Annotated in this window: 17 protein-coding genes; 6 read left to right on the plus strand and 11 right to left on the minus strand. The window is 70.1% G+C overall.

The window, feature by feature from the left end; all coding sequences use genetic code 11:
* Nucleotides 1–143: 143 nt before the first annotated feature.
* The 3 genes from AB0H84_RS29365 to AB0H84_RS29375 form a co-directional block, all read right to left on the minus strand.
* On the minus strand, nucleotides 144–395 hold the full coding sequence (locus tag AB0H84_RS29365) for a hypothetical protein (RefSeq protein ID WP_357610969.1): 252 nt from the start codon (nucleotides 393–395) through the stop codon (nucleotides 144–146).
* Nucleotides 392–766, minus strand: coding sequence for a hypothetical protein (locus AB0H84_RS29370; RefSeq protein ID WP_357610972.1), 375 nt, complete (start codon nucleotides 764–766; stop codon nucleotides 392–394). The genes AB0H84_RS29365 and AB0H84_RS29370 overlap by 4 nt, the downstream gene beginning before the upstream one ends.
* Before the next feature lie 99 nt (nucleotides 767–865).
* Nucleotides 866–2122: a helix-turn-helix transcriptional regulator gene (locus AB0H84_RS29375; RefSeq protein WP_357610975.1), complete on the minus strand. Its 1257-nt coding sequence runs from the start codon at nucleotides 2120–2122 to the stop codon at nucleotides 866–868.
* A gap of 299 nt (nucleotides 2123–2421) precedes the next feature.
* Here AB0H84_RS29375 and AB0H84_RS29380 point away from each other — a divergent pair, with 299 nt between their 5' ends.
* A complete protein-coding gene (locus AB0H84_RS29380) occupies nucleotides 2422–2814 on the plus strand; it encodes a hypothetical protein (protein ID WP_357610978.1) in 393 nt (130 codons plus the stop codon).
* An 86-nt stretch (nucleotides 2815–2900) separates the two neighbouring features.
* On the opposite strand, the gene AB0H84_RS29385 is transcribed toward AB0H84_RS29380, so the two are convergent.
* The 5 genes from AB0H84_RS29385 to AB0H84_RS29405 form a co-directional block, all read right to left on the minus strand.
* Nucleotides 2901–3326 (minus strand): hypothetical protein, encoded by a 426-nt coding sequence (locus AB0H84_RS29385; protein ID WP_357610981.1) that lies wholly within the window; start codon nucleotides 3324–3326, stop codon nucleotides 2901–2903.
* Nucleotides 3323–3604 carry a CopG family transcriptional regulator gene (locus tag AB0H84_RS29390; protein ID WP_357610984.1) on the minus strand — a complete coding sequence of 94 codons (282 nt, stop codon included), beginning with the start codon at nucleotides 3602–3604 and terminating at the stop codon, nucleotides 3323–3325. Before AB0H84_RS29390 ends, AB0H84_RS29385 begins: the two co-directional genes overlap by 4 nt.
* Nucleotides 3605–4033: 429 nt before the next feature.
* Nucleotides 4034–4921 (minus strand): hypothetical protein, encoded by an 888-nt coding sequence (locus AB0H84_RS29395; protein WP_357610986.1) that lies wholly within the window; start codon nucleotides 4919–4921, stop codon nucleotides 4034–4036.
* Nucleotides 4918–5451: an RNA polymerase sigma factor gene (locus AB0H84_RS29400; RefSeq protein ID WP_357610989.1), complete on the minus strand. Its 534-nt coding sequence runs from the start codon at nucleotides 5449–5451 to the stop codon at nucleotides 4918–4920. Before AB0H84_RS29400 ends, AB0H84_RS29395 begins: the two co-directional genes overlap by 4 nt.
* An 88-nt stretch (nucleotides 5452–5539) precedes the next feature.
* Nucleotides 5540–6610 (minus strand): acetyl-CoA acetyltransferase, encoded by a 1071-nt coding sequence (locus AB0H84_RS29405; protein WP_357610992.1) that lies wholly within the window; start codon nucleotides 6608–6610, stop codon nucleotides 5540–5542.
* A gap of 187 nt (nucleotides 6611–6797) precedes the next feature.
* Here AB0H84_RS29405 and AB0H84_RS29410 point away from each other — a divergent pair, with 187 nt between their 5' ends.
* Both AB0H84_RS29410 and AB0H84_RS29415 read left to right on the plus strand, forming a co-directional pair.
* Nucleotides 6798–7646: a LysR family transcriptional regulator gene (locus AB0H84_RS29410; RefSeq protein ID WP_357610995.1), complete on the plus strand. Its 849-nt coding sequence runs from the start codon at nucleotides 6798–6800 to the stop codon at nucleotides 7644–7646.
* Nucleotides 7647–7661: 15 nt separating this feature from the next.
* A complete protein-coding gene (locus AB0H84_RS29415) occupies nucleotides 7662–8282 on the plus strand; it encodes a MerR family transcriptional regulator (protein WP_357610998.1) in 621 nt (206 codons plus the stop codon).
* 5 nt (nucleotides 8283–8287) lie between these two features.
* On the opposite strand, the gene AB0H84_RS29420 is transcribed toward AB0H84_RS29415, so the two are convergent.
* Nucleotides 8288–9175, minus strand: a complete 888-nt coding sequence (locus AB0H84_RS29420; RefSeq protein ID WP_357611001.1) for a hypothetical protein — start codon at nucleotides 9173–9175, stop codon at nucleotides 8288–8290.
* 77 nt (nucleotides 9176–9252) lie between these two features.
* Here AB0H84_RS29420 and AB0H84_RS29425 point away from each other — a divergent pair, with 77 nt between their 5' ends.
* Nucleotides 9253–9666, plus strand: coding sequence for a TIGR03668 family PPOX class F420-dependent oxidoreductase (locus AB0H84_RS29425; RefSeq protein WP_357611004.1), 414 nt, complete (start codon nucleotides 9253–9255; stop codon nucleotides 9664–9666).
* Here AB0H84_RS29425 and AB0H84_RS29430 read toward each other — a convergent pair.
* On the minus strand, nucleotides 9656–10330 hold the full coding sequence (locus AB0H84_RS29430) for a ThuA domain-containing protein (RefSeq protein ID WP_357611007.1): 675 nt from the start codon (nucleotides 10328–10330) through the stop codon (nucleotides 9656–9658). The two genes, AB0H84_RS29425 and AB0H84_RS29430, sit on opposite strands and share 11 nt — an antisense overlap.
* A gap of 100 nt (nucleotides 10331–10430) precedes the next feature.
* Between AB0H84_RS29430 and AB0H84_RS29435 the strand changes: the two genes are divergently transcribed.
* Together AB0H84_RS29435 and AB0H84_RS29440 are read left to right on the plus strand one after the other, a co-directional pair.
* Nucleotides 10431–11276: an RNA polymerase sigma-70 factor gene (locus AB0H84_RS29435; RefSeq protein WP_357611010.1), complete on the plus strand. Its 846-nt coding sequence runs from the start codon at nucleotides 10431–10433 to the stop codon at nucleotides 11274–11276.
* Between the two features lie 74 nt (nucleotides 11277–11350).
* Entirely contained in the window at nucleotides 11351–12112 is a 762-nt protein-coding gene (locus AB0H84_RS29440; RefSeq protein ID WP_357611013.1) for an SDR family oxidoreductase, read from the plus strand.
* Nucleotides 12113–12115: 3 nt separating this feature from the next.
* Here the strand turns inward: AB0H84_RS29440 and AB0H84_RS29445 are convergent, their stop codons facing one another.
* Nucleotides 12116–12688, minus strand: coding sequence for a helix-turn-helix domain-containing protein (locus AB0H84_RS29445; protein ID WP_357611016.1), 573 nt, complete (start codon nucleotides 12686–12688; stop codon nucleotides 12116–12118).
* Between the last annotated feature and the right edge of the window lie 29 nt (nucleotides 12689–12717).

Genomic DNA, 12717 nt, shown 5'->3' on the forward strand with positions numbered 1-12717 from the left:
CCGATCAAGCTGCGAGACGGGGTATTTACGCAGGTCAACAGGCTAGAGTAGGCGGCAGTACATCCGCTCTCCTAATGTAGGCGCTCCCGCAAACTGTAGGGGTGGGGCTGGTTAACCGCGCCGCCTTGCGCAGTGGTGGAAACTCAGGACACCCGCTGCGGGGAGGACCGTAGTGGCGCGTCTGCCACGCACGGCGCTTCGAACCTGCGTTCTTCGGCCAGATTGCGAGCCAGCTCCTCCAGGGTCCGGCCGCATCGGACGTTGGACAGGCCGCCTTCGTTGCACCGGTCCGGCAGGAGGACGCGGCGCACGGCGTACCAGCCGCCACCGACCGCGTCGGAGATGGCCCACTCCCTGCCGTACTCGTTCTTCAGGCTGCTCAGGCTTACACTCATAGCGGCAACGCCGCCCCACGCTCCAGTTCCTCCTCCAGCGCCGCGCGAACCAGCGTCGACAGCGGATGACCCTTCCGCAGCTCCGCATAGCGGAACGCGATCCGGCGAACGGCCCGGCCGAGGTCCGTCACTGGATGCCAGGCGTAGACGGCACGCTTGGGCCCCTCGTCCCACCCGGTACGCCACCAGAACCGTTCACCGTCGCACCACACCACCAGGCCCACCCAGACCCACACCAACGCCAGCCGATAACCCTCGTGAACCTCGGCTGAAATGCCGCGACTTTCGAGCTCGGCGCGGAGCCGTTCAGCCACCGAATAAGAATTCCAGTCACTGTCGAATTTCGCGACGCGTGGGGGAAGAGCGTCCATGGGGAAGAGCATCGCGGAGAGGGAGAGCCCAAACCAGATACACCATGTGGCACTTGCGCACAGGTACCGATCCAACTGTCACGGCATGTGGCAGTTAGATCAGGACTCGACCCCTAGGAAGACCGCGACCTCGGCGTACTCGGCTCTGAGCGCCCGCGCTCGGTCCTCGATGAGCTGGCCGGCCACTCGCCGGGCGAATGGCTGATACTTGAGCCAGTGCGGCACACGGGTTTTAAGATCGAGAAGAATTTCCCACGATTCCGCCGCATTCCGCTCAAAAGCATGCGCGCCGGCCACATCGAGGAGATATCTGTAGCGCGTGCTGCTCGACAGATTCGCTATTGACCGGATTCCGCCATGGATTTGGAGAGCCCGCGTGCTGTTCTCCCGCACCACCGCGTACTCGACGGCCTTGATCTGGATCAGCTCCGGGGAGAACCCGGCGAAAGTCGAGGCTCCCCCCGCCGCCCACAGCGGAGGAGCCTCGAGCGGCTGCCCCTCGATGCGATGCGCCCCCGCGCGGGCGAGCGTCAGCATGTCCTCGGCCTCATCACCCTGATTGTTGCGCACGGCTGCCGCCGAGGCCCACAGCAGCAGCCAGCCCCAGGTAGCGAACTTCGCGGGGTCGCTCATCGAGAAGCGCGGTTCGATGGCCTGGGCGGTCACCAGTGCTGCGCGCTGCGCGTCGTCGAGCCGTCCTTCCCGGAGGAAGAGCCAGCACTCGTTGAAGACGTGCCATGCGCCCAGCAGCGGATCGTCGGCTTGTTCTGCCGCCGCGAGCCCCTCCGTTATTGCCTGATAGGCGAGGTCGTACTGCTGGAGCTGGATCAACGCCTGTGCCGAGAACTGGAAGGTCTGCGAGAGCAGCGTCAGCGCGGCGCGCTGATCGTCCGCGCCCCGGGCATCCGCCACCAGCGTTCGCGCCTCCACGAGCAGCGCGGGGATCGTCTGCACCACGGCCCGGTAATCGTCCGCCCGGTACAGGGTGTTCGCCGCGAGGAACGAGTCGCGCACCGACCGGTACGAGACCCGCCCGTCGAGGTCGGGCATTTGGACACCCGCCAGCCCGCGCACCGGTTTGAGGGTACGGCGCAGCGCGAGGAGGTCCGCGTGCACGGTCTCCTCCTGAGGTGAGACCGGCTCTGGGGATGGCCGGAACAGATCCGAGGTCCGCACGTCGAGCGCTTCGGCGAGCTTGCGGAGCGTCGAGACACGCGCGCTGCTGCGGTCGCCCTGTTCGAGCTTGCGGATCGTGGACACGCTCACGCCTGAGCGTTCTTCCAGTTCCTCCTGTGTGAGTCCCTTGCTCACCCGGATGCGGGCCAGGTTCTCGCCGAGGGCCGGTTCTCTCGCCATAATCCAACACCTCAAGGGGGACGACCTGATCCCAGGGTAACCCGCTGCTCGCGGCCGTCTCCGAAGATCGGCCGATCCCTCTTGAGCAGCTGACTTATACAAGACCACTGTCGTTGGCCATGGGCCCGCTCAGCCGACCGGAGGCACGCCGCTGTAGACGGGGTTCTTCGGCAGGTTCTCCTTGGTGATCAGCAGCCGTACCTCGCCGGGCCGCACGGACTCCGCTCCCAGACGTACCAGTCGTTCCCGAGGTGTGCCTTCTGCTCCTTCTGCCTTACGGAGTAGCCGTCGTAGTCCTCGTGCGGTGTGATGATCTGGAAGATCGCCTCAACCCCGCGCCTCCGGGCCTCGGCGACCACCTCGCCCACGGTGCGCCCGCTGACCTTGACACCCTCGCCCTGTCCTCCCTGGTCAGCCGGGCCGCCGAGGCAGGCGACCCGGCCGCGCTGGAGATCGCGTCAGAGGCCGCTGAACGCCTGGTCGCCACCCTAAGGCGGGTGCACGAGTCCGGTCCGGTGGTGCTGGCGGGGAGCGTGCTCACCAGCGAGGGTCCGGTCCGCCAGGCGGTGATGGAGTTGCTGGCGGGCGAGCACGTCACGACGGCGGGGGCGGCGGCGTGGCTGGCGGCCCGCGACATCCTCCAGGAGACCGACGCGAAGGCCCGGCACGCCGCGTTCACCGCCGCGCCCTGAGCCAGCGGCCCGTACCAGGTCGTACCACGCAGATAGGCGTCTCCACCCTCACTCTCCTACAGACGAGCGCGCACGAGTATAGGACGTCACACCTTCTTGACGACGATCGTGTCCGGGACGAGCCTCTCCAGATCGTCTACGTCGGAGGTGAAGACGGTGACCTGCCCCTTCTGTCGCCCTGCGATGACGGCGAGGACCGCGTCGATTGCGTACTTGTGGCCGTGTAGCTTGGCGTCAGCCAGGAGTCGGCGAGCCTGGCGGGCCTCATCCTTCCCGATATTGGGGATGTTGAGGCGGGAGAGGACCCAGTCCCAGCGTTGGTCGGTAATTCTGCCGTCGTGCGCCTCGACCACCGTCATGGGAGACGTCACTACCTCCGCCTGGCCTCGGGCCGCGAGGTCGAGCCAGGCGATCATCTTCCGGTCGCCCCGCACGGCCAGGGACAATGCCTGGCAATCGAGCACGAAGATCCGCAGCGGCGGTTGCCTGCGCTCACCGCTTCGCTTGCTCACGCAGCCTCTCCTGCGTTGTTGCGCTTCCTGTCGGCGCGACGGCGCTCGTGCTCGGCATCGAGTTCGTCCATCTCCTCCATTGCTGCCGCGCGCTCGTCGTCGGTGACTGGACCGTACTCTTCCTCCAGCCAGTTCACCAGTTCCAGCAACCGGTCCCGGTCACGCTTGAAGCGCAAAGCATCGGCGACGTACGCCGAGAGCCCCCGCTCTGCCGCGTCCGCCCGGATCTCGTCAAGGAGTTCCTCGGGAATCGTCACCGTTACCTTCTTAGTCGCCATACTAGAGACCATACTTCAGGTACCGCGCTCCTTACCAGTGCCTCAGCGCGCGTGCTGTTCCCCCGCACCACCGCGTACTCGACGACCTTGATCTGAATCAGCTCCGGGGAGAACCCGGCGAAGGTCGAGGCCCCGCGCCGCCCACAGCAGCAGCCCGTCCCAGGTAGCGAACTTCGCGGGGTCGCTCGTCGAGAAGCGCGGTTCGATGGCCTGGGCGGTCACCAGTGCTGCGCGCTGTGCGTCGTCGAGCCGTCCTTCCCGGAGAAAGAGCCAGCACTCGTTGAAGACGTGCCATGCGCCCAGCAGCGGATCGTTGGCCTGTTCGGCCGCCGCGAGCCCCTCCGTGATTGCCTGATGGGCGAGGTCGTACTGCTGGAGTCCTGAAGAGCTGACTTCTTCAAGATCACTGTCGTTTGGCCGTAGGCCCGTTCACCCGACGGGAGGTTCGCCGTCGCCGTAGACCGGGTTCTTCGGCAGGTGCTCCTTCGTGACCAGCAGCCGCACCACGCCGGGCCGCGCCGACTCGGCGTCCCATACGAACCAGTCGTTCCCCACCTGCGGCGAGGTCTCTCGCGGGTTGACGGAGAAGCCGTCGTAATTCTCGTTCGGCATGATCACCTGGAAGATCGCCTCAACCCCGCGCCTCCGGGCCTCGGCGACCACCTCGCCCACGGTGCGCCCGCTGATCTTGACGCCCTCCAGCATCTCCCCCTTCGCGTTGGCGCGGCCGGCGTTCTGATAGGCCTCCCCCGGCCGGGCCTGGCGGCCGAACTTCACCCAGGCCTGTCCGTTGAAACCGACAGGCAGCTTGATCACCAGCACGCACCCCGGCCGGCCCGTCTCACATCCTTCCGGTTCCGTGCCCGTGTACATACGCTGCCCGATCGCCGAGCCGCCCATTCCCATCTGGATCAGCTCGCCAACCTGGCTCGGGGAGACCGGGACAATCTGGAGTTGCACGGTCAGCCCGACGGCCTCGAAGCCTTCGGTGTACTTCTCGTGGTCGGCGTACGGGTCCTTGATCCGGGCCACCCACTCCCCGCCCTCCTGGACGATGTCCAGTTCGGTGCTGGCGTACGAGGTGGCGACGGCCGGCGTGGTGACCAGGCCGGGGCCGATCAGGGCGGCGGCGGCCAGCACGGCGGTGGCCGCGGCGCTCAGCAGCAGGCGCCGGGTACGGCGGCGCGGCACGGGTGCCCTCTCTGGCGTGGGCTCCTCGGCGGTGATGGCTGCCAGCAGCGCCCGCGCCCCCGCGCCGGACGCCCGGCCCGCCAGGTCCTCGTCGTGCACCCTGGCGAGGTGCTTCAGCTCGTTCATGTGGACTCCATGACCAGGCGGTTGACGGTGACGCCGGCCGTGGCCAGCGCCTTGGAGAAGCGCTTGCGCGCCCGGTGCAGGCGGATGCGCACGGCGTTGCGCGAGCAGCCGAGCACGGTGGCGATCTCGGCCCGGTCCAGGCCCTCCCAGGCCACCAGCGAGATCAGCTCCTTGTCGTCCTCGGGCAACTGCTCGAACGCCCGCGCGATCGCGCCCAGCTCGACGCTGGTCTCGGGCGAGTGGGCGTACAGGTCGGCGAGGTCGGTGTCGAGCTCCACGCTCCGGTGCCGGTGCCTGGCCTGGCCGCGTCGGTGGTTGGCCAGCACGTTCCTCGCGACGCCGTACAGCCACAGCCGGGCTTCGCCGCCCGGCGGGACCGCGTCCACCCGGCGCCAGGCGATGGCGAAGGTCTCGGCGACCACGTCCGCCGCGTCCTCCGGAGAGTCGCAGCGGCGCAGGGCGTAGCCGAGTATGTGCTCGTACGTCTGCTGGTAAACGGCCTCGAACCGGGACGTCCGGTCGTCATCCACGGGCGGTCCCCATGGTCGGCCTCCTCGGGTGTCGGGATCGGATCACCCCGTACATGTCGGAGGCGCCATCATCATTTCCGCCGATTTTTCACCGTACGAGCAGGGCGGCGCTCCCATAGCTACCCCCGAACCCCGTCACGAGTGCCACCTCACATCCCTGCCGGAGCTCCCTGACGGCCTGGGCCACGTTGTTCAGGCCGTGCACGTAGCCTTCCGAGAGCAGGCCGCCGTGCGGGTTCACCCAGGCGTGGCGGCCTTCCAGCAGGTACGCCCCCAGCTCCCCGCGCTCGACCAGCCCGAAGTCCTCCAGCTGCCGGGGCACGAGCCACGAGTAGGCGTCGTACGGCAGCGCCACGTCCACGTCCGACGGACGCATCCCGGACGCCTCCCAGAGCATGGGGGCCACGTACGCGGAGAAGATCGCGCTGACGTCCGGCGCGCGGTCCATCGAGGAGCAGCCGGGCCCTCCCCCGCGCACGACCGCCTGGACGCGCGGCCCGTCGAGGACGCCGCTGACCAGCAGAGCGCAGGCGCCGTCGGTCTCCTGGCAGCAGTCCGCCGTGCGGAGCGGGGTGCAGACGTACGGCTTGGCGAGGTAGGCGGCGAGCTCGAGCGGCTCGCGGCGCAGTGCTCGGGGATTGGTTGCGGCGTTCTGCCTGGACTGGGCGACGACGGCGTGCAGGTGCTCGGCAGTGAGGCCCGTGTCGTGCAGGTAGCGGGTCGCGGCCAGGGCGAAGAGCGGGATCGGGCCCGCCAGCCCGTACGTGAAGCGCTCCTGGGGGCCGGTGGAGACGGTGTTCATGCGTTTGCCGGACCGGCCGTTGAGCGCCCTATATATAACTATATTTCGCGCTAATCCGGCGTGTATGAGCATCGCCGCGTCGCCCAGGATCGACGCCGCCTGCGTCCCCCCTCCCGCGATGTCGTTGTGCCAGCCGAGCCGCTCGATCCCCAGCGCCCGCGCCACCTGCACGGCGGGCGCGGAGTCGTTCATGTGGTAGCTGAGCACCGCGTCCACGTCACGCGGCCCGATGCCCGCGTCCGCGCAGGCCGCCCGGCACGCCTCGACCGCCAGCTCCAGCTCGGTGCGCCCGGACTCCCTGGTCAGGGCCGTCATCCCGATCCCCGCCACGGCCGCCCGCCCCGCGAACGGCTGCATGCCCCGCCTCCGCTCCGCTCCTACCCACCCGGTGCCGTCACGCTAGCCCGCCCGGACCGCGCCAGACAAGCGCTTGCTAGATAGAGCCGACTCATGATGGATAACTGCGTATCTTCACGGGAAGCAGACCTTCTTGTAATACGGAGGTGTGATCGACCGATAGCCCATCATCACGCCGAGGTGAGGGATGGATTTACGCTACGTCCGGTACGCGATGGCGATCGCACGGGCAGGCAGTCTGCGCCGGGCCGCCGCCGCGCTGCACATCGCCCAGCCGACGCTGTCGGAGCAGCTCAGGGCACTGGAGAAAGAGATCGGGGTCGAGCTGTTCAGCCGCTCGTCGAGCGGCGTCCAGCTGACCGAGGCCGGCGAGGCGTTCCTGGCCCAGGCCACCGTCGCGGTGGACGCCTTCGACCGGGCCGTGGCGGCCGCGAGGTGCACGGCGCAGACCGCCCGCCTGGGCGTGGCCGACGGACTGGCGGACGTGGTCGCCCGCCTGCTCGCCCAGCTTCCGACCCCGCACCTGCGGGTGGCGCCCATGGGGACGGCCGAGCAGATCGTCTCCATCGTGGACGGCACCCTGCAGGCCGGGCTCGGCTACGCGCCGGGCTCGCTGCCCAGGGGCGTGGCCCGCATGCTGGTCCACCGCTTCCCGGTGCGCGCGCTGCTCCACCGCGACCACCCCCTGGCGGCGCACGAGACGGTGTCGCTGTCGGACCTGGCGGCCGAGCCGCTGCTCATGCCGGAGTCCGACGCGGTGGCCGGGGCCCGCCGCTTCCTGGAGGGATTCGTACGGCACCGCCTCCACCCCCGCCTGGGCCCGTCCGCGGCCACGCACGACCTGGTCATCAACATGGTGGAGGAGGGCGCCGGTTACGCGTTGTGCGTCCACGAGGGCACCACGATCCCCGACAAGCTGGCGTTCTTGCCGATAAAAGAGGAGGTGCCGCCACTGGAGGTGGTCTTCCTCTGGAACCGCCAGACGGACGTGCACGAGCTCCTCAGCGCCGCCCGCCACCTGGCCCGATCTGGATAGCGTTATTATCCATCGATGCGCATCTCCGAACTCAGCGCCAAGTCCGGTGTCGCCATCCCGACGATCAAGTACTACCTGCGCGAGGGGCTGCTGCACCAGGGACAGCAGACGGCCGCCACCAGAGCCGAATACGACGAGTCCCACCTGCGCAGGCTCCGCCTGATCCGAGCCATGCTCGAGGTCGGCAGACTTCCCGTCGCCGCCATCAAGAAGGTCATCGAGGCGGTCGAGGACGAATCCCTCCCCGTGCACGAGATGCTGGGCACGGCCCACTACGCCCTGAGCCCCGCCGTCGAGCCCGAGCCCGGCGAGGACTGGCAGCTCGCCCGCGACCAGGTGGACCGCCTGATCGCCGACCTGGGCTGGAACATCGCCCCGCACGCCCCCACCCGCGACGAACTGGCCCAGACGCTCGTCAGGATGCGCCAGCTCGGCATGGCCATCGACCTCACGCCGTACGCCGAGACCGCTCGGACGCTGGTGTCCGAGGTCGAGATGGACAAGATCCCGTTCCACGGCCCGCGAGACGCCGCCGTGGAGGCCCTGGTGCTCGGCACCGTCCTGTACGGCAAGGCGTTCGACGCGCTGCGCCGCATGGCCCAGGAGTCGGAGTCGGCCCGCCGCCTGTCCCCCTAGGGGGCCTAGATCAGGCCGTTCGCGCGCAGCACCTCGACGGCGTGCACGGTGGCCGCTCCGCGCCAGTCGAGCGCTCCGACCGGCGAGAAGCGCGCGTAGTCCACGCTCCAGCCGCCGTCGTCGTGCTGCTCCCCGGCCAGCCGGACGAGGTCCGCGGCGATCACCTCGGGCTCGAACAGGTCGCGGACCGGCCGGCCCGGGTAGGGGGCGAAGTCCAGCGGGCGCAGCGCCTCGTTCTCGGTGCCGCCCTCGACGGGCACCCGCCCGTCCGCGGGAATGTAGGCGACGAGTCGTTTGAGCAGGTCGGCAGCTCTGGGCTGACTGTCGTACACGGCGTCGAGGAACCGCACGCCGAACAGCAGCACGTACGCGTGCGGCGCCTCCCCGATCTCCTGGATCGCGTCGAGGGAGTAGCGCGTGGCCCGCTCCAGCCAGGGGTGCGCGGCCACGGCCGGGTCATGGACCGCGACGCGGTGGGCGGCGGCCGCGGAGATCGCAGTGATCTGCAGGGACGAGATGGCCGGGTCGCCGCCCGCCCACCAGCGAGCGGTGGCCTCGGCGACGGTGAGCGGCAGCGCGACCGGCAGCCCGCCGTCCGGCAGCGTGACGGACCCCAGCCAGTCGCACAGCCCCACGGCCTCCGGTGCGGTCGTGGGGGCGACGTTCTCGAACACCTCGAAGGCGTGCAGCGCGGAGGCCGGCTGGCTCTCGGGCGAGCGCAGGTCCGGCTCCAGCCCCCAGCCGTAGCCGCCGTCCGGGTTGCGGTAGGCGTCCAGGGCGGCCAGCACGGAGGCCGCGTCGCCGTCGCCCATGAGCAGGTCGTAGCGGCGGCGGTCCAGCACACGTGCATGCCCGGCCAGGAACCCTGGGATCGCGGCAAGATTCACGTTCATACGGTCATCCTGCCCACGCGGGGCGACATGCGGTCTTGTAAGTTCCGGACGCCTTCCCCGGTCACCACAATGGGGGCATGGATGGCGAGCAGGCCCGCGCGAGGTTCCGGGAGGAGCGGGTGGCACGGCTGGCCACGGCGAGCCGCGACGGGATCCCTCACCTGGTGCCCGTCACCTTCGCCGTCGTCGCGGACCGGGTGGTGACCGCGATCGACCACAAGCCGAAGACCACCACCGCCCTGAGACGCCTGCGGAACATCCGGGAGAACCCGCGCGTCAGCCTGCTGGCCGACCACTACGAGGACGACTGGGCACGGCTGTGGTGGGCGCGCGCCGACGGCCTGGCCAGGGTCGTGGAGGAAGGACCGGAGCGCGAGCCGGCGCTCGACGCGCTGGCGGCCAAGTACGGCCAGTATCGCGAGCGCCGGCCCGGCGGCCCGGTCATCCTCGTGGATGTCACCCGCTGGACGGGCTGGTCCTTCACTCCGTGATGGTGACGGGCCCCTTCAGCAGCCACAGCGCGGCCCGCTGGAGCAGCGTCCTGTGCACCTCGTTCTCGTACGACCTGGTGTCGTGGCCCAGGGCGTCGTAGAACACCCGGCCCCGGCGCACCGGCCGCGCCCAGATCAGCGGCTGGCCGTTGGACGAGGCCAGCGGCCGGACGTCGGGCAGGATGTCGAGGTCGCTGTAGACCTCGTCCACCACGTCGAAGTCGCGCAGGCCGTCCACCACCGGGTGCCCGCCGTGCACCCGCACGCCCGTCCACCCCAGCGGCGGGTGGTGGGACTTGGGCCAGCTCCAGCAGCCGCCCAGGACGCGTGGCCAGCCCTGCCAGTCGTCGAAGCAGATCGACGCCGAGTGCATGCACAGCAGGCCGCCGCCCCGCTCGAGGTGGTCGAGGAGCGTGGTGCGGGCCTGCGCGGGTAACGCGAAGCGCCACTCGGGACGCAGGTCGGCGAAGCGGTCCTGGGCCATCTGCCAGCGCAGCGCGTTGACCGTGATGAGCTGGACCTCCGACGGCTCGCTGAGCGCTCCCGCGATGTCCTCGGTGATCTCCGACTCGACCCCCACCTCGGCGAGCGCCTCCGCGAGCGCGGCCGACGTGGCTGCGAAGTCGTGGAACAGTCCTCCTGACAGGATCAGATTTCTCGCCACGTCCCAAGCCCATCATGGTTACCGCGGCATTTCCACCCCGAAAGCCGCGACTGGCGGCCCCGGCACGCCGACCTCCTTGGCGACGGGGGATGATGCCGCCGTGGAGTTCGAGGAGCATCGCCCCATGCTGCTGGGGCTGGCCTACCGCCTGCTCGGCAGCATGTGGGACGCGGAGGACGTCGTCCAGGAGGCGTGGCTGCGCTGGCAGGGCGTCGACCGGAGCGAGATCAAGGAGCCGCGGGCCTTCCTGCTGACCGTGGTCTCGCGGCTGGCGCTCGACCAGTTGCGCTCCGCGCGGGTCAGGCGCGAGGCGTACACGGGGCCGTGGCTGCCCGAGCCGGTGATGACGTCGGAGGCGGGGCCGCTGGACACGGCGGAGCTGCGTGACACCCTCTCGTACGCGACCCTGCACCTGATGGAGCGGCTCTCGCCGCCGGAGCGGGCGGTGTTCGTGCTGCGGGAGGCGTTCGAGCTCCCGTACGACCAGGTCGCGGAGATCGTCGGCACCTCCGCGGCCAACGCCAGGCAGCTCCACCGCCGCGCATCCGTGCGGCTGGCCGAGGGACGTGACAGGTTCCAGCCGTCCGCGGCCGACCACGTCGAGCTGGTGACGAAGTTCATGGACGCGGCCTCGGGCGGCGACCTGGCCGCGCTCACCGAGCTGCTCCACGAGGACGTCGTGGCCTACAACGACGGTGGCGGCAAGGTCCGCGCCGCGCTCCGGCCGATCCTGGGGCGTCGCAAGGTGGCGGACTTCCTGCTGGGCCTGCGGAACAAGTACGGCCTTTCGGAGGCGCAGGTGCTCGACGTGAACGGCCGGCCGGCCATCTGGACGCGGGTGGCCGGGCACCGGCAGCTGGTGGCGTTCGACATCCAGGACGGGCGGATCGCGGCGATCTACGGCGTCCTGAACCCGGACAAGCTCACCCGCCTCCCGCCGGACTGAGCGCCGGACTGAGCGCCGGAGTGCCGGCCGGGCGACCTGCTCGGCCGCTGCCCGCACAATCTATAGTCGCCCCTATGGATCTCGGCATCTCGGGCAAGGTCGCCCTCGTCACCGGAGGCAGCGCGGGCATCGGACTCGCCGCGGCCAAGAGTCTCGCGCGTGAGGGCTGCGACGTCTGCGTCAGCGCCCGCAACCCCGAGCGGCTCGCGGACGCGGTGGTGCAGCTTCAGGAGTACGGCAAGGTCGTGCACGCCGTGCTGGCCGACGTGGAGGACCCGGCCGCCGCCCGGCGGGTGGTCGAGGAGACGCGTAACGTGCTCGGGCCGATCGACATCCTGGTGGCCAACGCGGGCGGCCCGCCGGCCGGCCGCTTCGACGAGGCCAGCCTGGCCGACTGGGAGGTCGCCGTCGAGCGCAACCTGCTCGGCACCGTGCGCCTGATCCACGCGGTCCTGCCCGAGATGCGCTCGCGCGGCTGGGGGCGCATCGTCACGGTCACCAGCAGGTCGGCCAGGGAGGCGCTCGACGGCCTGGCGCTGTCCAACGCCACCCGTTCCGCCGTGGCCGGCGTCGTACGCACCCTGGCCCGCGAGGTCGGCCGCGACGGCGTGCTGGTCAACAACGTGATGCCCGGCCCCATCGACACCGACCGGCTGCGGAGCACATCCGGCGGCGAGGAGGGCCTCGCCGCGCGGGCCGAGAGGGTGCCGGTCGGCCGGATCGGCAGCCCGGACGAGGTGGGTGACGTGGTGGCGTTCCTGGCCAGCGAGCGGGCCTCGTTCGTGAACGGGATCTCGATGCTGGTGGACGGCGGCGAGAGCCGCGTCATCGCCTGAGCGTCACTTCCTGACCAGCGTGCGCGCGATCGCGGCGGCCCAGGACTCGTCCTCGTCGGGAAGATCGACGAAGTAGGACAGGTTCGCCCGGTGGAAGCAGGCGCCCATCAGCATCGCCGCGGCGGCGTCGGCGTCCGCCGCCGCGTCGAGCCGGCCGCCACGCTGCTCGGCGCGCAGGATCTCGGCCAGCGCCTGGATCGGCAGATGCGGCCCCGCCTCTCTCTCGGCCAGCATGGCCCTGAACCCCGACAGGAGCGACGGGTCGGCCAGCACGCCGGACGCGATGCCCGCGGCCTTGCGGTAGAACACCAGGGCCGTCAGCGCGAACTCGGTGAGGTTGGCGGCCAGGTCGCCCTGGCCGGTGGCGAGGCGCAGCCGCGCCAGTGCGGGGCCGAGTGCGGGCAGCCGCTCCAGCAGGACGGCGAGGAAGAGCGCCTCCTTGCCGGCGAAATGCTTGTAGAGCAGCGCCTCCGAGCAGCCGGCCTGATGGGCGATGCGCTTGGTGGTGGCACCCGCGATGCCGAACTCCCGTATTGCCTGTTCGGCGGCGTCGATGATGCGATCGCGTGTGCGCATCCGCCCATGATATGAGCGAGTGCTCGCTG

Source organism: Nonomuraea sp. NPDC050786 (genome assembly GCF_040654115.1).
GTDB lineage: Bacteria > Actinomycetota > Actinomycetes > Streptosporangiales > Streptosporangiaceae > Nonomuraea.

What these genes read in the sequence shown, in the direction of transcription:
- AB0H84_RS29365 (WP_357610969.1), bottom strand. Translation starts at nt 395, where the DNA reads ATGAGTGTAAGCCTGAGCAGCCTGAAGAACGAGTACGGCAGGGAGTGG.
- AB0H84_RS29445 (WP_357611016.1), bottom strand. Translation starts at nt 12,688, where the DNA reads ATGCGCACACGCGATCGCATCATCGACGCCGCCGAACAGGCAATACGG.
- AB0H84_RS29370 (WP_357610972.1), bottom strand. Translation starts at nt 766, where the DNA reads ATGGACGCTCTTCCCCCACGCGTCGCGAAATTCGACAGTGACTGGAAT.
- AB0H84_RS29375 (WP_357610975.1), bottom strand. Translation starts at nt 2,122, where the DNA reads ATGGCGAGAGAACCGGCCCTCGGCGAGAACCTGGCCCGCATCCGGGTG.
- AB0H84_RS29415 (WP_357610998.1), top strand. Translation starts at nt 7,662, where the DNA reads ATGCGCATCTCCGAACTCAGCGCCAAGTCCGGTGTCGCCATCCCGACG.
- AB0H84_RS29420 (WP_357611001.1), bottom strand. Translation starts at nt 9,175, where the DNA reads ATGAACGTGAATCTTGCCGCGATCCCAGGGTTCCTGGCCGGGCATGCA.
- AB0H84_RS29405 (WP_357610992.1), bottom strand. Translation starts at nt 6,610, where the DNA reads ATGCAGCCGTTCGCGGGGCGGGCGGCCGTGGCGGGGATCGGGATGACG.
- AB0H84_RS29390 (WP_357610984.1), bottom strand. Translation starts at nt 3,604, where the DNA reads ATGGCGACTAAGAAGGTAACGGTGACGATTCCCGAGGAACTCCTTGAC.
- AB0H84_RS29395 (WP_357610986.1), bottom strand. Translation starts at nt 4,921, where the DNA reads ATGAACGAGCTGAAGCACCTCGCCAGGGTGCACGACGAGGACCTGGCG.
- AB0H84_RS29440 (WP_357611013.1), top strand. Translation starts at nt 11,351, where the DNA reads ATGGATCTCGGCATCTCGGGCAAGGTCGCCCTCGTCACCGGAGGCAGC.
- AB0H84_RS29425 (WP_357611004.1), top strand. Translation starts at nt 9,253, where the DNA reads ATGGATGGCGAGCAGGCCCGCGCGAGGTTCCGGGAGGAGCGGGTGGCA.
- AB0H84_RS29410 (WP_357610995.1), top strand. Translation starts at nt 6,798, where the DNA reads ATGGATTTACGCTACGTCCGGTACGCGATGGCGATCGCACGGGCAGGC.